General features: G+C 64.2%; 25 protein-coding genes. 3 read left to right on the plus strand and 22 right to left on the minus strand.

Going from position 1 to position 17,616, the window contains the following annotated elements; translation table 11 throughout:
* Nucleotide 1 precedes the first annotated feature (1 nt).
* The 15 genes from sucC to ASC89_RS00135 all read right to left on the minus strand — a co-directional run bounded on the left by sucC (nt 2) and on the right by ASC89_RS00135 (nt 10,633).
* Nucleotides 2–1,198 carry an ADP-forming succinate--CoA ligase subunit beta gene (gene sucC / locus ASC89_RS00065; protein ID WP_055993590.1) on the minus strand — a complete coding sequence of 399 codons (1,197 nt, stop codon included), beginning with the start codon at nt 1,196–1,198 and terminating at the stop codon, nt 2–4.
* Nucleotides 1,199–1,349: 151 nt separating this feature from the next.
* A complete protein-coding gene (gene mdh / locus ASC89_RS00070) occupies nt 1,350–2,312 on the minus strand; it encodes a malate dehydrogenase (protein ID WP_055993593.1) in 963 nt (320 codons plus the stop codon).
* A gap of 126 nt (nt 2,313–2,438) precedes the next feature.
* Nucleotides 2,439–3,593, minus strand: a complete 1,155-nt coding sequence (zapE, locus tag ASC89_RS00075) for a cell division protein ZapE (protein WP_082533159.1) — start codon at nt 3,591–3,593, stop codon at nt 2,439–2,441.
* A gap of 54 nt (nt 3,594–3,647) precedes the next feature.
* Nucleotides 3,648–4,253, minus strand: a complete 606-nt coding sequence (locus tag ASC89_RS00080) for an AprI/Inh family metalloprotease inhibitor (protein WP_162247885.1) — start codon at nt 4,251–4,253, stop codon at nt 3,648–3,650.
* A gap of 313 nt (nt 4,254–4,566) precedes the next feature.
* Nucleotides 4,567–4,746 carry a hypothetical protein gene (locus ASC89_RS00085; protein ID WP_055993599.1) on the minus strand — a complete coding sequence of 60 codons (180 nt, stop codon included), beginning with the start codon at nt 4,744–4,746 and terminating at the stop codon, nt 4,567–4,569.
* A 73-nt stretch (nt 4,747–4,819) separates the two neighbouring features.
* Nucleotides 4,820–5,602 carry a succinate dehydrogenase iron-sulfur subunit gene (locus tag ASC89_RS00090; RefSeq protein ID WP_055993603.1) on the minus strand — a complete coding sequence of 261 codons (783 nt, stop codon included), beginning with the start codon at nt 5,600–5,602 and terminating at the stop codon, nt 4,820–4,822.
* Nucleotides 5,603–5,606: 4 nt separating this feature from the next.
* Nucleotides 5,607–5,939, minus strand: coding sequence for a hypothetical protein (locus tag ASC89_RS00095; protein ID WP_055875544.1), 333 nt, complete (start codon nt 5,937–5,939; stop codon nt 5,607–5,609).
* A 20-nt stretch (nt 5,940–5,959) separates the two neighbouring features.
* Complete coding sequence (locus tag ASC89_RS00100) at nt 5,960–6,250, minus strand: hypothetical protein (RefSeq protein ID WP_055993609.1); 291 nt, start codon at nt 6,248–6,250, stop codon at nt 5,960–5,962.
* 14 nt (nt 6,251–6,264) lie between these two features.
* On the minus strand, nt 6,265–6,693 hold the full coding sequence (locus tag ASC89_RS00105) for a DUF3052 domain-containing protein (protein WP_244488367.1): 429 nt from the start codon (nt 6,691–6,693) through the stop codon (nt 6,265–6,267).
* 8 nt (nt 6,694–6,701) lie between these two features.
* Nucleotides 6,702–7,214: a hypothetical protein gene (locus ASC89_RS28315; protein WP_156384433.1), complete on the minus strand. Its 513-nt coding sequence runs from the start codon at nt 7,212–7,214 to the stop codon at nt 6,702–6,704.
* Nucleotides 7,211–7,606 carry a hypothetical protein gene (locus ASC89_RS00115; protein ID WP_156384434.1) on the minus strand — a complete coding sequence of 132 codons (396 nt, stop codon included), beginning with the start codon at nt 7,604–7,606 and terminating at the stop codon, nt 7,211–7,213. Before ASC89_RS00115 ends, ASC89_RS28315 begins: the two co-directional genes overlap by 4 nt.
* A 58-nt stretch (nt 7,607–7,664) precedes the next feature.
* Nucleotides 7,665–9,473, minus strand: a complete 1,809-nt coding sequence (gene sdhA / locus ASC89_RS00120; protein WP_055993620.1) for a succinate dehydrogenase flavoprotein subunit — start codon at nt 9,471–9,473, stop codon at nt 7,665–7,667.
* Between the two features lie 5 nt (nt 9,474–9,478).
* Entirely contained in the window at nt 9,479–9,874 is a 396-nt protein-coding gene (gene sdhD / locus ASC89_RS00125) for a succinate dehydrogenase, hydrophobic membrane anchor protein (RefSeq protein ID WP_055993622.1), read from the minus strand.
* Nucleotides 9,871–10,257, minus strand: a complete 387-nt coding sequence (gene sdhC / locus ASC89_RS00130) for a succinate dehydrogenase, cytochrome b556 subunit (protein ID WP_055875526.1) — start codon at nt 10,255–10,257, stop codon at nt 9,871–9,873. Before sdhC ends, sdhD begins: the two co-directional genes overlap by 4 nt.
* Before the next feature lie 145 nt (nt 10,258–10,402).
* Complete coding sequence (locus ASC89_RS00135) at nt 10,403–10,633, minus strand: hypothetical protein (protein WP_055993627.1); 231 nt, start codon at nt 10,631–10,633, stop codon at nt 10,403–10,405.
* A gap of 151 nt (nt 10,634–10,784) precedes the next feature.
* On the opposite strand from ASC89_RS00135, the gene ASC89_RS00140 reads away from it, so the two are divergent.
* Complete coding sequence (locus ASC89_RS00140) at nt 10,785–11,414, plus strand: NUDIX domain-containing protein (RefSeq protein ID WP_055993635.1); 630 nt, start codon at nt 10,785–10,787, stop codon at nt 11,412–11,414.
* A gap of 145 nt (nt 11,415–11,559) precedes the next feature.
* Here ASC89_RS00140 and ASC89_RS00145 read toward each other — a convergent pair whose 3' ends face one another.
* The 3 genes from ASC89_RS00145 to ASC89_RS00155 form a co-directional block, all read right to left on the minus strand.
* On the minus strand, nt 11,560–11,796 hold the full coding sequence (locus ASC89_RS00145; RefSeq protein WP_055875516.1) for a hypothetical protein: 237 nt from the start codon (nt 11,794–11,796) through the stop codon (nt 11,560–11,562).
* A gap of 114 nt (nt 11,797–11,910) precedes the next feature.
* Nucleotides 11,911–12,351: an SET domain-containing protein-lysine N-methyltransferase gene (locus tag ASC89_RS00150; RefSeq protein WP_055993637.1), complete on the minus strand. Its 441-nt coding sequence runs from the start codon at nt 12,349–12,351 to the stop codon at nt 11,911–11,913.
* Entirely contained in the window at nt 12,348–13,022 is a 675-nt protein-coding gene (locus tag ASC89_RS00155; RefSeq protein WP_055993640.1) for an alpha/beta fold hydrolase, read from the minus strand. Before ASC89_RS00155 ends, ASC89_RS00150 begins: the two co-directional genes overlap by 4 nt.
* Before the next feature lie 52 nt (nt 13,023–13,074).
* Between ASC89_RS00155 and ASC89_RS00160 the strand changes: the two genes are divergently transcribed.
* Entirely contained in the window at nt 13,075–13,527 is a 453-nt protein-coding gene (locus tag ASC89_RS00160) for a winged helix-turn-helix transcriptional regulator (RefSeq protein WP_407065050.1), read from the plus strand.
* 46 nt (nt 13,528–13,573) lie between these two features.
* On the opposite strand, the gene ASC89_RS00165 is transcribed toward ASC89_RS00160, so the two are convergent.
* Entirely contained in the window at nt 13,574–13,783 is a 210-nt protein-coding gene (locus tag ASC89_RS00165; RefSeq protein ID WP_055875506.1) for a DUF1737 domain-containing protein, read from the minus strand.
* Nucleotides 13,784–13,858: 75 nt separating this feature from the next.
* Between ASC89_RS00165 and ASC89_RS00170 the strand changes: the two genes are divergently transcribed.
* Nucleotides 13,859–14,497, plus strand: coding sequence for a carbonic anhydrase (locus tag ASC89_RS00170; RefSeq protein ID WP_055875503.1), 639 nt, complete (start codon nt 13,859–13,861; stop codon nt 14,495–14,497).
* A gap of 41 nt (nt 14,498–14,538) precedes the next feature.
* Here the strand turns inward: ASC89_RS00170 and ASC89_RS00175 are convergent, their stop codons facing one another.
* The 3 genes from ASC89_RS00175 to ASC89_RS00185 all read right to left on the minus strand — a co-directional run bounded on the left by ASC89_RS00175 (nt 14,539) and on the right by ASC89_RS00185 (nt 17,159).
* Complete coding sequence (locus ASC89_RS00175; RefSeq protein ID WP_055875500.1) at nt 14,539–14,991, minus strand: GNAT family N-acetyltransferase; 453 nt, start codon at nt 14,989–14,991, stop codon at nt 14,539–14,541.
* Complete coding sequence (locus ASC89_RS00180) at nt 14,988–15,863, minus strand: EamA family transporter (RefSeq protein ID WP_055993646.1); 876 nt, start codon at nt 15,861–15,863, stop codon at nt 14,988–14,990. Before ASC89_RS00180 ends, ASC89_RS00175 begins: the two co-directional genes overlap by 4 nt.
* A gap of 255 nt (nt 15,864–16,118) precedes the next feature.
* Nucleotides 16,119–17,159 (minus strand): aspartate-semialdehyde dehydrogenase, encoded by a 1,041-nt coding sequence (locus ASC89_RS00185; RefSeq protein ID WP_055875494.1) that lies wholly within the window; start codon nt 17,157–17,159, stop codon nt 16,119–16,121.
* Between the last annotated feature and the right edge of the window lie 457 nt (nt 17,160–17,616).

Genomic DNA, 17,616 nt, shown 5'->3' on the forward strand with positions numbered 1-17,616 from the left:
CTCAGCGGGTCTTCACGGCGGCGACGATCTTCTGCGCTGCGTCGTCGAGGTCGTCGGCCGAGATCACGTCGAGGCCGGATGAGTTGAGGATGGCTTTGCCTTCCTTGACGTTGGTGCCTTCGAGGCGCACCACCAGCGGCACCTTGAGGCCGACTTCCTTCACCGCGGCGATCACGCCTTCGGCGATGATATCGCAGCGCATGATGCCGCCGAAAATGTTGACCAGGATGCCTTTGACGGCCGGGTCGGCGGTGATGATCTTGAACGCCGCCGTCACCTTCTCCTTGGAGGCGCCGCCGCCCACATCGAGGAAGTTGGCGGGCTCGGCGCCATAGAGCTTGATGATGTCCATCGTCGCCATGGCGAGGCCGGCGCCGTTGACCATGCAGCCGATATTGCCGTCGAGCGCCACATAGGCGAGGTCGAACTTCGACGCCTCGATCTCCTTGGCGTCCTCTTCGGTGAGGTCGCGCAGCGGCGCCAGCTCGGCATGCCGGAACGAAGCGTTGTTGTCGAAGCTCACCTTGGCGTCGAGCACGCGCAGGTGCCCGTTGGCCATGACGATCAGCGGGTTCACTTCGAGCAAGCTCATATCGGTCTCGACGAACGCCTTGTAGAGCGCCGGGAACACCGACTTGGCGTCGTCCGCCGACGAGCCCTCGAGCTTCAGCGCCGCGACGATCTCGGCGACGTCCTTGGCAGTGACGCCGACCGTCGGGTCGATATCGACCGCGATGATCTTTTCGGGCGTATCATGCGCCACCGCTTCGATGTCCATGCCGCCTTCGGTGGAGACGACGAACGACACCCGGCCGGTGGACCGATCGACCAGCAGCGAGCAGTAGAGCTCGCGCGCGATATCGGCGCCATCCTCGATATAGAGCCGGTTGACCTGCTTGCCGGCCGGACCGGTCTGCTTGGTGACGAGCGTATTGCCCAGCATTTCCTTGGCGTTGGCGGCGACGTCCGCAGCCGACTTCGCCAGCCGCACGCCGCCCTTGGCATCGGCGGGCAATTCCTTGAACTTGCCCTTGCCGCGCCCGCCGGCATGGATCTGCGACTTCACCACATAGAGCGGTCCGGGCAGTTCCAGCGCCGCGGCTTCCGCCTCGTGCGGCGTAAAGATCGCCACCCCGTCGGCCACCGGCAACCCGTAGGTCTTCAGCAGCGCCTTGGCCTGGTGTTCGTGGATGTTCATGTCTACCTACCGCCTTGTGTCGGAAGCTTTCCCACCCGCCGGGTCGTCCCCCGCCTCGCGGGATGCTCAGGAATGGTGGAGTGGGTTTGAAGTCCCCGCGCCGTTGCAGGGAGCACCGGGTGGGGGGCCGACTGAGCCGGCCCCGCACAAACTACGCCAGCTTCGGCGCGATCTTCTTGCACGCCTCGACGAGGCCGTTCACTGCGGCGACCGACTTGTCGAACGCCTTCTGCTCGGAGCCGGTGAGGGAGATCTCGACGATCTTCTCGGCCCCGCCGGCGCCGATCAGCACCGGCACGCCGACATAGGTGCCCTTGACGCCATATTCGCCCTTGAGGAACGCGGCGCAGGGCAGGATGCGCTTCTTGTCCTTCAGGTAGCTTTCGGCCATCTCGATCGCCGACGCCGCCGGAGCATAGAAGGCCGAACCGGTCTTCAGGAGGCCAACGATCTCGGCGCCGCCGTCACGGGTGCGCTGGATGATCTGCTCGAGCTTTTCCTTGCTCATCCAGCCCATCTTGACGATGTCGGGGAGCGGGATGCCGGCGACGGTCGAGTAGCGCGGCAGCGGCACCATGGTGTCGCCATGGCCGCCCAGCACGAACGCGGTGACGTCCTGCACCGAAACCTTGAGCTCGTCGGCGATGAAGTGACGGAAGCGCGCCGAGTCGAGCACGCCCGCCATGCCGACCACGCGGTTCGCCGGCAGGCCGGAGAACTTCTGCAGCGCCCACACCATCGCATCGAGCGGGTTGGTGATGCAGATGACGAACGCTTCCGGCGCGTATTTCGCAATGCCGGCGCCCACCTGCTCCATCACCTTGAGGTTGATCTCGAGCAGGTCGTCGCGGCTCATGCCGGGCTTGCGCGGCACGCCGGCGGTGACGATCACCACGTCGGCGCCGACGATGTCCTTGTATTCGGAGGTGCCCTTGAGCGTCGAATTGAAGCCTTCCACCGGGCCGGACTGGCTGAGGTCCAGGGCCTTGCCCTGCGGTACGCCGTCGACCACGTCGAACAGGATTACATCGCCCAGTTCTTTGGTTGCTGCGAGCAGCGCCAAAGTGCCGCCAATCTGTCCCGCACCGATCAGAGCGATCTTCTTGCGCGCCATCCACCGAACCCCGTTTTGCTTATGCTGGAAATTGCGCGCTCCTATTAACCCTAGAGGGTGACGGGGGCAAGTCAGCCGTAGGTCCTAGCGGGCCGATCTGCAGCGATTGCATGGCTTGCCTATTTGCTAGGCAGATTGAACCGCTTCACCCCGATGCGGCGCGCCGAGGTAGTCCGCCGATTGCATCTCGATCAGCCGCGACACGCAGCGCGCGAACTCGGCACGGGTCTTGTCGTCCTGGCCCAGCTCGTCGAGCGGTGCCGCAAAGCTCGCCGCGAGCTTGGCGCCACGATCGTAGAGGGTATCGACCAGGAGGATGAAGCGCTTGGCCGCGTTCGAGCGCAGCCGGTCGAACTGCGGCACGTGGTCGATCATCACCGCTTCATACGCATGGCTGAGCTTGAGATAGTCCCGTGCGCCCAACGGCTTGTCGCACAGCTCCGTGAATTCAAACCGCGCCGCCCCCATCGCCGCCCGCGGCACCGGAATGGTCCGGCCCAGCGAATGGAGCTCCGCCGGCTCGCCGGGCGCGCCGCCGGTGAGCTTCAGCCACAGCCGGTCCATCGCGGCGTCCACCTCGGCCCCGACGCCGAACTGGTACACCGCCTCGCCCTCGAACTTCAGCCGCCGGTAGTCGGTCGGCCCGTCGAGCTCGACGATCTCGGCGTGCTGCTTCAATTCGGCAATGAACGGCAGCACCAGTTGCCGGTTGAGCCCGTTCTCGTAGAGGTCGTCCGGCCGGGTGTTCGAAGTCGCAACAATCGTCACCCCGCCGGCGAACAGCTTGTCGAACAGCCGTCCCAGCAGCATGGCGTTGGTGATGTCCTGCACCTGGAACTCATCGAGGCATAAGAGCCGCACTTCTTCGAGCAGCGGCTTCACCACCGCCGCCACCGGATCGGCGCTCTCGGACTTGCCTTTGCTGGATTTGCGGAATGCCGCGATCGCCTCATGCATCTCGTCCATGAACTCATGGAAATGCACCCGCCGCTTCTTTTCGGTCGGCGCCAGCGCGAAGAACAGGTCCATCAGCATGGTCTTGCCGCGCCCGACCTGCCCGACGAGATAGGCGCCGCGCACCGGCGCCGATCCGCCGAACAGCCCGCTCAGAAAGCCGCGCGAAGCGTGCTGCGCCGCGAGCTCGGTCGCCACGCGATCGAGCGCTGCCGCTGCCTTGAACTGCAATGGATCAGGAGTGAGCGCGCCGCCCTTGGTCAGCGCGTTCAGTTTGTCGGTGACTGGTGCGCTCGCGGGCCCCCGCCGACGAGCGCGCTCAGCCAAAGCGACTACGCTTTGGCGGTTCGAGCGCGCGACCACACAGACTTCTGGCCAAAGTCAGCCAACCATCGTGATGCCCTGGCCGCCTGCCAGGGTGCCGATGAACTGGCTGCCGCTGAGGATCAGCGAGGCGATGATATCGCCATTCTCGTCGAACAACTGCACCTGGTTGCCCACCAGCTGCCAGCTCGCCACGACCTTCAGGCCGTTGAGCCCGCAGCCCGGCGTCGAAGCGCGATAGCGCGAGGTGCCGGATTTCGCCGTCTGGGTTAGGTTGAGCTTGCACTGCTCGGCGCCCGACACCACGGTCCAGCCACCCAGCAGCTTTTCGACCGTCAGCCCGGTGGAAAGATCACGCCCCGATGCCTGCGGCACCGAGCCAAGCGTCGCGAACGAACCATCGGCATTGGCCGGCTGCCCAAGTTGACCCGGCGCCGGCTGGCCCGGGGTCAGCGGCGCGGGCTGGCCGAGCGAGGCCTGCTGCACCGTGCTGCCCGGCAAGGCGTTGAGGTCCGAACTTGCCACCGACGAATTCTGGATCGGCGTGATGGTTTCGGTCGACGCGATGCTGGTCGTGGTCACGCCGCTCGAGGCGCAGCCGCTCAACACGAGCGACAACGCACCCAGTACGGCAATGGAAACGCCTGCGCGTCTCGAACTCATCATCGGCTCTGCTCCGCCAGATGGTTAAGAATTGGTGACCGGCGATACAGCCTGAACGGCAAAGCCGTCAACCGCCAAAGCCCCGCTTCCCCTATGCAGCGATTAATGTGGCGGAGTTAGGGAACGGACGCCCGGTGGCTGTGACCGCCCCACCCTAGCTTCGCTATGGCTTCGCCAAGCTCCGCTACCCTCCCACAAGGGGGAGGGAGGGCAAGAGCCGAAAGTGCAGTAAGCGTCTCCCTCCCCTCAGGGCGCCACCGCGTCCCCTTGTGGGGAGGGATCAAGGGTGGGTGGCCCCACGCTCCAGCCGCTCCTACCGCTTCACCATCTCCGCCACGAGCGCCTCGGTCAGAATCTTCCCATCCGCCGCCTCGTCTTCCGGCAATTCGATCGGAATCCCCTTGGGCCCATACACCCCGGCGAGCCCCGGCAAGCCGTGCTCGCCGCCCTCCTTGGGGTGAAAGCCATGCGCCTTCAGCGCGGCAATCAGCACGCGGGCGACGGACGGGTCTTCGATCTCGGCGACGGTCTCGTACAGCTTATGCGACTCCCAGGCCTGTTCCGCCTTACGCGAACTCTCTCGTCACCATCATCTGCTTGATCTCGGCGATTGCCTTGGCCGGGTTCAGCCCCTTGGGGCAGACCTTGGCGCAGTTCATGATGGTGTGGCAGCGATAGAGCTTGAACGGATCCTCGAGGTTGTCGAGCCGCTCCTCGGTGGCTTCGTCGCGGCTGTCGATCAGCCAGCGATAGGCCTGCAGCAGCACGGCAGGGCCGAGATACTTCTCGCCGTTCCACCAGTAGGACGGGCACGAGGTCGAGCAGCAGGCGCAGAGGATACATTCGTACAGCCCGTCGAGCTTGGCGCGGTCGTCGCGGCTCTGCAGCCACTCCTTTTCCGGCGTCGGCGTCGTGGTCTTCAGCCACGGCTCGATCGAGCGGTGCTGGTCGTAGAAGGTGGTGAGGTCCGGCACCAGGTCCTTGATGACAGGCATGTGCGGCAGCGGGTAGACGCTGATAGGGCCGGCGAAATCGTCCATGCCCTTGGTGCAGGCGAGCGTATTGGCGCCACCGATATTCATCGAGCACGAGCCGCAGATGCCCTCGCGGCAGGAACGGCGCAGCGTCAGCGTCGGGTCGACCTTGTTCTTGATCCACAACAGTCCATCGAGCACCATCGGCCCGCAATCGTCGAGATCGATGAAATAGGTGTCGAGCCGCGGGTTCTCCCCACTGTCCGGATCATACCGGTACACCCGGTACTCCTTGAGCCGCGTCGCCCCCGCGGGCTTCGGCCAGGTCTTGCCCGGCATGATCCGCGAGTTCTTGGGGAGCGTCAGTTCAGCCATGGTGTTACCCTACAACTTTGCACGTCTTGAGCGCCGCGGCTGACGTGTTGGTCACCGCCATCACGTCATTGGCGCTCACATTGCCGATCACTGCGGGATCGAACAGTTTGCCCGGATCGGTCTGGGCATAAGTCGCGAGCTTCATCAGCTCCGGCTTCAGCTTGCTCGACAATTCCTTGGCGTAGCACTGGCAGCTTTCCGCCGTGGCGCCCGGCACCTTCGAGCAGGCATCGGCCACCGCCTGCGCATCAGCCGACAGCCCGCCGCAGCCGGTGAGCCAGAGCGTTGCGAACGCGCCGGCGACAAGTCCGAGGGCTTTCATGGGGATGAGCGACACGGGCGGCACCTCTTTGTTGGTCAATAGTTCGGCTTGCAGATCTGGTTCGATTTGGCGACGTAGGTGTTATACGCCGCATACTGGCCTTCCGGCGGCGACTTGCCCTTCATCGAGGCGATCACCATGGCCATGAATTCCTCGTCGATCAGCGTCATCGCCGCATCGGCCTTGCACGAACAGAGCGCATCGTCCGAAGCAATGCCCATGCAGGTCTTGTAGAAATCTGCCTTCTGCGCCTCGGTCGGCGCAGCCTGCGCCACGCCCGACAGCATCCCCAGCGCCAAGAGCGCCACCAAAACCCGCTTCATCATTCGCCCCGTCTCTCTCACCGCAATTCTTTGCGGATCATCAGTTTCAAACCCGACCAGATTTCGCTGACCGCCGCCACCTTGATATCGACCAGCCCGATCGGCAGTACCACCTCACGGATCACATCTTCGGTGATATCGGTCGGCACTTTTGATGCCTTCTTCGGCCACGAAATCCAGATCACCCCATCGCGGGTGATGGCCTCCAGCAGCGGCCGCGCATTATCCTCGAGCACGCCGCGCGAGGCGGTAAAGCCATGCACGAAGTCCCAGCTCGTGCTGCCGCGCCACGCATCCCACTCGGACACGCGCACTTCGGCAAACTCTCGCGCCACCGCCAGCTCACCGAGCTCACCCGGCAGCCCGAGAAACAGCGCCCGCTGCCCATCCTTCAGGCCGAGTTTCTGCGGCAGCGGCGTGCCGGAATAGCCTGACGATATGTCCACTCCGGGCGTCATACGACATACCCTGTCTTGGACCAGTCGATGTTCTTTGCCCTTTCGAACCGGCCATCCTCTAGCCCACCCGCGCACTCCGTCAGCACGAGGTGGTTGGAATCCTCGAACGAAATCTTGCAGTCGAGTGCGCCGGCCGCCGCCCATGCCCAAGACCCGGTTCCGACCTTGGCATAGAAGCGCCCCTTCGACACGCGATAGGTGGCGCGCCACTTCGGGTCGACACTTAGTGAGGGTGGCCCGTACATCGATCCGTTTCGGACAACGCAGAATGCCTTCGTCTCGCCGTGCCAGCAATCAGCTATCGCCAGTTCCAGGCCGACATCCGTTGCCACCACGGGTACCAGCGGCTTGTCGCTATGGGGCGAGACTGGCGTTGATGAGCATGCCGATACGGCTAGTAACGCTGCCGGCAGAGCAATGCACAGCACCCCGGACAGCGCCCGCGGCCCAGCCTTGAGCCCCAGCTTCTGCGGCAGTGGCGTGCCTGAAGAGCCAGCTGCAGCGGTCATTCGGATATCGTCTCCGACAAGAAGAGATAGCCGAACTGCGCTGGCAAATAACTGTAGGCGTCATCGACCGCGCGACCACCCCTATCGGATCTGGCGCAGTTGATCAGTCGAAATGAAACCCTCGGACGCATCAACACATCGCAAATCATCTGGCGATTGGCGGTTATCGGACCGTCGCCGCGCATATTGTTGAGGCGCAGCTTTCCTGCCGCAACCCTGTAGGACCCGAGATAGGCCCAGCCTCCCTCGGCACCACCAGAAACTCGCTCGGTGAATCGCCCGGTCCGCTCGAAGCAGAGCAGGGAGTTACCCTCGTGCCAACAACCCTGCAGAAGTGCCTTTATCTCGCCATCGGTGGCCTTCAGGTCACCAGCTTGAGCCGTCATCGACAAGATGGCCACAAGCGGGAGCGCTGCCAGCAGAGCTATCGCACGCGCCCGCCGCCGCACTTCAGTACACTCGGGCCTTCGGCGCGATCTTCTTCAAACTGATCCCGCCCTCGCTCTCCGGCGTCAGCGGGTCGACGTGGACCGGCCGGTAGCCGAGGTCGACCTTGCCCGCATCATTGATCCAGCTCAGCGTGTGCTTGCGCCAGTTGACATCGTCGCGGTTCGGGAAATCCTCGTGCGCGTGGGCGCCACGGCTCTCGTGCCGGGCTTCTGCCGAGACCACCGTGGTTGCGGCGCAAGCCATCAGGTTCTCGAGCTCCAGCGTTTCCACCAGGTCTGAGTTCCAGATCATCGAGCGGTCAGAAACCTTGAGGTCGCTGAGTTCGCCATAGAGCGCGGTAATGCGTTCGACGCCCGACTTCAGCGATTCCGACGTCCGGAACACCGCCGCATCCTCCTGCATGATGCGCTGCATCTTGTCGCGCACTTCAGCCGTCGGGGAGCTGCCATTGGCGTGCCGCAGCCGGTCGAAGCGGGCGAGGATGCGCTCGTCTTCCGAGGCGCGGGCCGCCGGCACCATCGAACCCTTGTCGACCACTTTGGCCGCCCGGAGCGCCGCGGCCCGGCCGAACACCACGAGGTCGGTCAGGGAGTTCGAACCCAGCCGGTTGGCGCCATGCACCGAAGCACAGGCCGCTTCGCCCGCCGCCATCAGCCCCGGCACCACGCGGTCCGGATCGCCTTCGGTCGGGTTCAGCACCTCGCCGTGATAGTTCGCGGGGATGCCGCCCATATTGTAATGCACCGTCGGCAGCACCGGGATCGGCTCGCGCGTCAGGTCGACGCCGGCGAAGATCTTGGCCGATTCCGTGATGCCCGGGAGCCGCTCGTGCAGGACTTTCGGGTCAAGATGGTCGAGATGGAGGAAGATGTGGTCCTTCTTCGGCCCGACGCCGCGCCCTTCGCGGATTTCGATGGTCATGCAGCGGCTCACGACGTCGCGCGATGCCAGGTCCTTGGCGTTGGGCGCATAGCGCTCCATGAAGCGCTCACCCTCGGAATTGGTGAGATAGCCGCCCTCGCCGCGCGCCCCTTCAGTGATCAGCACACCCGCGCCATAGACCCCGGTGGGGTGGAACTGCACGAACTCCATGTCCTGCAGCGGCAGCCCGGCCCGCGCCACCATGCCGTTGCCGTCGCCGGTGCAGGTATGGGCCGAGGTCGCCGAGAAGTAGGCCCGGCCATAACCGCCGGTCGCCAGCACTACCAGCTTGGCGCGGAACCGATGCAGCGTGCCGTCATCGAGCTTCCAGGCCATCACGCCCTGGCACGAGCCATCGGCGCCCATGATCAGGTCGAGCGCAAAATACTCGATGAAGAACTGCGCGTTGTTCCTGAGGCTCTGCCCATAAAGCGTGTGGAGAATGGCGTGCCCGGTGCGGTCGGCCGCGGCGCAGGTGCGCTGCACCGGCGGGCCATCGCCGAATTCCGTCATATGGCCGCCGAACGGCCGCTGGTAGATGGTGCCTTTTTCGGTGCGCGAGAACGGCACGCCATAGTGCTCGAGTTCGTAGATCGCCGCCGGCGCCTCGCGCGCCAGGTATTCCATGGCGTCGTTGTCGCCCAGCCAGTCCGACCCCTTGACGGTGTCGTACATGTGCCACTGCCAGCTGTCGGGGCCCATATTGCCCAGCGACGCGGCGATGCCGCCCTGTGCCGCCACGGTGTGCGAGCGGGTCGGGAACACTTTGGTGATGCAGGCGGTGTTGAGCCCCTGCTCGGCCATGCCCAGCGTCGCGCGCAGCCCGGCGCCGCCAGCACCGACAATGACCACGTCGAATTCGTGGTCGATGATCTCGTAAGCGGCCATGCGGACTAACCCCAGAAGACGAGCTTGGCGATGGCGCCTAGCGCCACCACGAAGAAGAAACCGACGAACAGGTTATTGGCGAGCATCGCCCAGCCATGTTCGCCCTTGTCGAAATAATCCTCGATCGTATCGCGCATACCGTTGCGCATATGGATCGAGACGTTGATCACCAGCAGCGCCAGCCCGATGGCGACGAACGGGTTGCGGGCCAGCTCGATCATCTCGGCCGGCGCGCGGCTCGCGAGGCTGACCACGAACCAGATGATGAAGATCGAAAAAACGATGTTGATCGCGCCGGTGATGCGCTGGGTGATGAAGCGCCGGGTCGAGGCCTTGGCCTTGCCGTAACGCGTCGCGGGGTTCTGGATCTGGGCCCGCGTGGGTTTGCCGAGAACGCTCATTTGAACCACACGAAGATTGCCCAGACGATCAGCGTCACGAGGATCGAGGCCCCGAGCTGGATCCGCACCGCCAGCTCACGGCCGTTTGCGTCCATCGCCTTGGCGGTATCCCAGACGAAGTGCCGGATGCCGCCAAACATGTGGTGGAACAGCACCCAGGTGTAGCCGAACAGCACCAGCTGGCCGAGCCACATGCCGAACAGCCAGGTGACGAAATCGAAGAAGCCGCCGCCGACCGCCGCCCCCACCAGCCACAGCACCAACAGCAGGGTGCCGCCATAGAGCGCAATGCCGGTCGCGCGGTGCACGATCGACATCGTCATGGTGAGCGTGAAGCGGTAGATCGAAAGATGCGGCGAAAGCGGCCGTGAAGAGGGAGCCATGCTAGTCTCGCGCCTCGCCCGCCGAGAAGGCCGGGCGCTCCAGTTTGGAATGGTTCGAGACTTCTAGCGGCGCTTTGCCCGGAGGTCAAAGGCTCTGCTTATGCCGAGCATTGCACTTTGGTTCTGTTATGCGCTGAGCGCATCTCTAGCGGCGTGGGGAGCCGAGCACCTCGGGCGCGGCCCGCAGCGCCTCGAGCGTGAGCAACAGGCTCAGCACTCGCTCGCTGCTGGGTCCGGACGCCACCGGGGTGGCGGACGAAAGCGTGGTCGAAGCGATCAGCCTTTGGCTGTCTTCGGCCAGGACATCCCGCACCAGGTTGCCCTGCATCGCGAGGATCGCGAGTGCAATGACGGTTCCTGCTGCGAGTCTGCCCATCTCTTTCGTCCCTGTTGCGGGCGACCGGTATCCGGTTTCCGCTGCTTGAGGAGACTTCTAGCTGCCTTCACTTGGCCCGGCGCTGAAGCCGCTATTCACAATCGGTTCAGCAACGCATGATCTTTGTGCCGGTTCCCGGAGGAGAGATGACGTGAACGAAAAAGTACGGGTGCTCGGCGAACAGGTGCTGTCGAACAACTGGGGCCTGGTGAAGAAAACCACCATCGAGCTCAAGCGCCGCAATGGCGAATGGCAGCGCCAGGAGCGCGAAACCTACGATCGCGGCGATGGCGCCGGGGTGCTGCTCTACAACCGCGCCCAGCGCACCGTCATCCTCACCCGCCAATTCCGCTTCCCGGTCTTCGCCCATGGCGAACACGCTACGCGTGGCGACCCGGGTACGCGTGGCGACCTGGGTACGCGTGGCGACCCGGGCTGGCTCATCGAGGTCGTGGCCGGCAAGCTCGACGGCGACCACCCGGTGACCACCGCGAAGAAGGAGGCCGAGGAAGAATCCGGCTACCGCGTCCACGACGTCGAGCTGGTGATGAGCGCTTACATGAGCCCCGGCTCGGTCACCGAGAAGCTCTCGCTGTTCCTCGCCGAATACGACGCGGACTCAAAAGTCTCGGCCGGCGGCGGCCTCGAGCATGAAGGCGAAGACATCGAAGTGCTGGAACTCGGCATCGACGCCGCGCTCGAGATGATCGCATCAGGCGAAATCGCCGACGCCAAAACCATCATGCTGCTGCAGCATGTGAGGTTGAAGGGGATACTCTGAGGGGGATGTCCCCGGGATCCGCCCCACCCACCGGGTCATTCCCGCGAAAGCGGGAACCTCCGTTTGGGAGCTTGCGGCACGCACAGAAAACAGAGTGCCCGCTTTCGCGGGGTGACACCGAGTATGGGGTTGGAGCAGCGAAAGCTCAGTTCGTTACGAACGGGTCCGCATCCACGTCCAGCGTTGCATAGCCCTCGGGCAGCTTCACCGTGAACTCGGCGCCGGTTTCGCGCGGATCGAGCATCAGCATCGACAGAATCTGCGCCTTGGCCAGCGACGGCGCCGGCTTGACAGTCCCGTCCTGCGGCTGGCTGGCGAACACCGCGAGCGGCAGCGCCAGGGCGGCAAGTGCGGCGGCGGCGACAATCAGCTTGATCTGCATTTCGGGACCTCAAAAACCTGGCGCATCCCAGCGCGTTTGTTGTCCCCTTCTAGCCCCGCCTGCCCGAACCCGCCTTGAACCCATCGTTCATGTTCGGTTTAGGCCACACACCCGCTACAGCTCTCCCCGCAGCACCCTCGCCTCCGGCAGCGCCAGATAGGCCTGAGGCACCGGCTGCGCGAAATAATCCATGGTGAATTCCTCGCCCAGCTCCACCGCCCGGCCGCATCGCATGTGTCGCCCGTCCGGGTCGATCACCACATTGGGGTCGGACGAATGGTTGATCAGCCCGTAGCTGGTTCTCAGCGGCCGGACCAGCAGCAGCTTCGGCGTCACCGCGTTCCATTCCAGCGTCTCGAGCACCTCAGGGAACCGCTCCCACTCGACCAGTTGTCCATCGAGTTCGGCCAGCAGCTCCCCGGCCTTGCGCGCCCGGCTGCTGAACAGCCCGCGTCCGGCGATCCGGCTTGGCCCCACCACCGCGTCGGCGACAGTCGGCACGAACGCCCCGTCGCCGAGGAACGCCTCGGTAAAGCTGTCGATATGTACATTCATCTTGCCGCCTCCTCGAGCAGTCCGCTGAGTTCCTCCGGCTTGTCGACGGGCACATCGTGGCCGCATTTGACCTCGCGAACCGTCCATTCGGGCTGATTGCGGAACCCATCCGCGATGCCCTGGAAACCGTTCCAGCCGGTGGCGACGATATAGGTCTTCCTGGGCACCGCCTTGTAGGCGCCTGTGACCTTCAGCCGCTCGGTCAGCGTCGCGGTCGGCTGCGGCGAAGCCTTGCTCTCCACCCAGGCGCGATCCGCCTCGTCGAGGTAGTCGCCCGGCGAAGAGGGCGGCGACTCGGTGAGTTGACCGCTCAGTTCCCAGCCCGGTGCGAAATCGGTGAACCCCTGTCCGTCCTCGGGCACGAAGGCATCGAGATAGACGATTGAGCGAACCTTCTTGCCGAGCCGCTCTACCGCCCCGGTGGCGACGATCCCGCCATAGGAATGTGCCACCAGCACGATGTCCTCGAGGTCGTTCCACCGCACCTCGTTGACGATGTCGTCGATATGGGTGCTGAGATTGATCGGCAGCTGGTTGAGATGCGAGCGTTCGGCGAGCCCGCTCAGCGTCGGCGCATGCACCTTGTGGCCCCGCGCCCGCAGCCGGTCTATCACACGCACCCATGACCAGCTCCCCGTCCACGCTCCATGCACGATCACGAACGTCGCCATCTCTTCCTCCAATGATTGCGTTTTGCAAGTGATTGCGTTTTACAACCAATGATTGTATTTTGCAACCATGGAAAACGCCTCGCCTTCTCCCCACCGTTCCGGCTGTCCGATCAACCTCGGTCTCGAGGTGTTCGGCGACAAATGGAGTCTCTTGATCGTCCGCGACATGATGTTTGCGGGAAAGCGGCACTTCCGCGAGTTCCTCGCCTCCGACGAGGGTATCTCCACCAACATCCTTGCCGACCGGCTGGTGAAGCTCGTCGATGCGGGCGTGCTGACGCGCGCCGGCGATCCCGCCCACAAGCTGAAGGCGATCTATTCGCTGACCGAGATGGGAATCGAGCTGTTGCCGATCGTGGCCGAGATCAGCCGCTGGAGCCGCAAGTACCAGCCGGTCGATCCGCAGATGGCGGCGACCGGCGAGGCCCGCGATCGCGGCGGACCGGGAGCCGTTGCCGCCCAGATGGAGGCCCTGCGGCGCATCCACCTGAACGGCGAGATTTAGAGCACTTCCGACATTCCCACGTCGGAAACGCGATAATCAAAAGCGGCTAGACGTAGTCGACCAGTTTCTTATCCGGGTCATAGGGCTGGTCGCTGACCACTTTGGTCACCGCCTGGCCGCAGACCATCTTCTTGTTCATTGCGTCATACGCATAGCTGGCAGAACCGTGCAGCACCCAGCCATCGCTCAACGCCTTGGTAACCTTATGGCAGAAGGCGGAATCGTCCTCCCCCGAGAGGAACCGATAGATCAACATGCACTACTCCTTTTGCTCGCCCTCTTTGCCCCGGGCGATTGAAATTGCGTCCACTTACCGCTAATCCGCTGCGGTATGGATCGGTTTCCAGCATTTTTGCTCGACGGCTACAAGTCGTTCATGTCCGACCGTTACGACCCCGAACAGGGCCGTTACCGGGAATTGGCTGATCAGGGGCAATCCCCGACCACCATGATCATCGCCTGCTGCGACAGTCGCGCAGCACCTGAGACGATCTTTTCGGCCGGACCGGGCGAGATGTTCGTCTTGCGTAACGTGGCCAATCTGGTGCCGACATTCCAGCCTGATGGCGGGCAGCACGGCACCTCGGCAGCGATCGAGTTCGCCGTCGCCGCGCTCGAAATCTCCAACATCGTGGTAATGGGTCATGGCCGCTGCGGTGGCATCAAGGCGGCCCTCGCCCCCGATACCGGCCCGCTGGCGCAGGGCGATTTTATCGGCAAGTGGATGGCCATGCTGGCCCCGGTCTCCGACGAAGTCGCGAAATACACCTTGCTGACCAACAAGGAGCGCCAGACCATGCTGGAGCGCTTCTCGATCCGCAACTCGATCAACAACCTTCGCACCTTTCCCTATGTGAAGCGCCTCGAGGACGAAGGCAAACTCGCTATCCACGGCGCCTGGTTCGACATTTCGACCGGCGAACTCTGGGTCATGAACGACGACGGCGACTTCTACCGGCCGGACGTGTGATCGCTTGAAGGGTGGTGGAGGGGGGCCACGCGCAGCACCCCTCACCCGCTGCCAAACTCCCGCTCCCACCGATACAGAATATCCGGCGCGCGCGCCTCATTGCGCGCGCCATCGGTAAATTTCACCGCCTCGAACCCCATCCGCTCATAGAACGCCCGGCCGCGCAGGTTATTGGCGAAGCACCACAGCTGCAGGTCCTCGTTGCGCGATTGCGCATCGGCGATCAGCACCGACCCGACGCCGGAGCGCAGCTGTGCCGCATCGACATAGAGATGCTCGATCCAGCCTTCGAGCTCGGCCATGAAGCCGACGATCGCCCCATCTCGCTCCGCCACCGTCACTCGGAAGTCGCGCAGCACCTTGTCGCGCACGTAGACCCGGTCCTCCTCGACGGTGTGGAGGTCCGGCAGGAAGGTCAGCAGCCGCCGCGACGTCGCGAACAGCGCCGCAATATCAGCCGCATCCGCCTCCCTCGCCTGCCGCAGCGTGATCATGCCGGCGCCCGCTTGAACAACCGCGGCCCGAACACGTTGAGCAGCAGCCCGGCAAACACCAGCACGCTGCCGATGATCTCGACCCCGGTGATCGCCTCGCCAAGGAACAGCGCCGCGCTGGCGATCCCCGCCACCGGCACGAACAGCGCAAACGGCGCCACCTGCCCGGTATTGTAGCGGCTCAGGAGCCAGGCCCAGGCGCCGAAGCCGAACAGCGTCGCGATATAGGCCATGAAGGCGATCGAGCCGATTCCCTTGATGGTCAGGTGCGACAGCGCCAGCGGGATTGCCCCTGGCCCATCGAGCAGCAGCGAGGCCAGCAGCAGCGGGATCGGCGGGATCAGCGCCGACCACACCACGAACCCCAGCATGTCGATCCGCCCCGCCGCCTTCCCCACCATGTTGCCAAGGCCCCAGCAGCCAGCCGCGGCGATGGTCAGGAGCAGCGGCAGCAAAGCCGCCCCCTCGAGCCGGTCGACCGCGATCACCCCGATGCCCACCAGCGCCACCGCCGCCCCGCCCAGTTGCGCGAGGCCAGGCCGCTCGCCGAAGAAGGCGAAGGCGAGAAAGATGGTGAAGAACACCTGCAGCTGGATCACCAGCGAGCTCAGGCCGGCCGGCATGCCGAGCTTGATGGCAAGGAACAGCAGCCCGAACTGCCCGACGCCGATGGCGAGGCCATAGCCGATCAGCAGCGGCCACCCCACCGCCGGCCGCTTGACGAAGAACACCGCCGGCAAGGCCGCAAAGATGTAGCGCACCGCCGTCAGCAGCAACGGCGCCACCTCGTCGACGCCCCAGCGGATGGCGACAAAACTCAGCCCCCAGACGACAGCGACCGAGAGGGCGAGAACGATATGACGGATGGGCATCGGACGGTTCCTGCGGCGGTTATGGCGTTCCTCGCTACTGCTCGGACCGCACATCGCCATGCGATGTGATACCCCTCATCCGCCCTTCGGGCACCTTCTCCCTCAGGGGGAGAAGGCGATAGACCCGAGGACTCTCAGTCGGGCACCTTCTCCCCTTAAGGGAGAAGGTGGCGCGCAGCGCCGGATGAGGGGTATGCGATGCGGCAGCATCGCCGATCCGACGCGAAGCGAGGAGCGACAGCCCCGGCCAGCAGCCTAAGCCGCCTTCTTCTCCACGAGCTTGCGCTCGACCAGCGTCTCGAGGATCTGCACGGTGTTGAGCGCCGCGCCCTTCCTGAGGTTGTCGCTCACCACCCAGAGGCTCAGGCCGTTCTCGACCGTCACATCTTCGCGGATGCGGCTGACATAGGTGTCGTACTCGCCTGCCGCCTCCACTGGCGTGGCGTAGCCGCCGGCCTCGCGCTTGTCGATCACCGAAATCCCCGGCGCCTCGCGCAGCGCTTCGCGCGCCTCGTCAGCCGAAATCGGGTTGGCGAATTCGAGGTTCACTGCCTCGGAGTGGCCGACGAACACCGGCACGCGCACGCAGGTGGCGGTGAGCTTGATCTTAGGGTCGAGGATCTTCTTGGTCTCGGCCACCATCTTCCACTCTTCCTTCGTATAGCCATCCTCCATGAACACATCGATGTGTGGAATGACGTTGAAGGCGATCTGCTTGGTGAACTTTCTGGGCTCGGGCTTGTCGTTGACGAACACGCCCTTGGTCTGGTCCCACAGCTCGTCGACGCCCTCCTTGCCGGCGCCCGAAACGGACTGGTAAGTCGCGACCACCACCCGCTTGATCGTCGCAAGGTCATGCAGCGGCTTCAGCGCCACCACCAGTTGCGCCGTCGAGCAGTTCGGGTTGGCGATGATGTTCTTGCGGTCGTTGCGCGCCATATAGGCGTCGAGCACATGCGCATTGACCTCCGGCACCACCAGCGGCACGTCGCCGTGGTAGCGCCAGAAGCTCGAATTATCGACGACGATGCAGCCGGTCGCCCCGATCCTTTCGCCATACTCCTTGGCGATGGCCGAGCCGGCGCTCATCAGCGCGAAATCGACGCCCTTGAAATCGAAATGCTCGAGGTTCTGTACCTTGAGCCGCTTGTCGCCAAAACTGATCTCCTGGCCCTGCGAGCGGGCGGAGGCCAAGGCGATCACTTCCGAGGCGGGAAACTTCCGCTCGGCGAGGATGTTGAGCATTTCCCGGCCCACATTGCCTGTGGCCCCGACGACGGCGACGCGATAACCCATTTTGGAAAGTCCTCTTTGCCTTCATTTCCCCCGCGCTGGACCGGCTCGGTCCGCGGCACACGGCATCCGGCCGCTCCCCGGCGGGAGTTGCCCGGGGATCGGCTCAGGGGGTTTTGGTGGTTTTGGTCGCCGAAACAACGACACCACGAAGACCCTTGGTCTCCGCTTTGGTCATTGTGATGTGGTGGGTCTTGCGCATCCCGCAACCCGATCCTCTTGTCCGGCGCCGCGTTTCTACGCCGAAATCGCAAATAGTCAATCACCTATAGGACATCGCCTACGCTCATCCTCCCCCGCGTGGCGGGGGAGGGGGACCATGCGCAGCATGGTGGAGGGGGCGGCCAGACCCACGGACATCGTCCACCTATCCGCTGGTTCCGGCTGCGAGTTGGGTCCCAGCTTTCGCTGGGATGACATCGAGTTTGATTGCCACGACTGGCTCCCCCTTGCATCGCCC

The sequence above is a fragment of the Devosia sp. Root413D1 genome, assembly GCF_001425235.1.
Classification (GTDB): Bacteria; Pseudomonadota; Alphaproteobacteria; order Rhizobiales; family Devosiaceae; genus Devosia_A.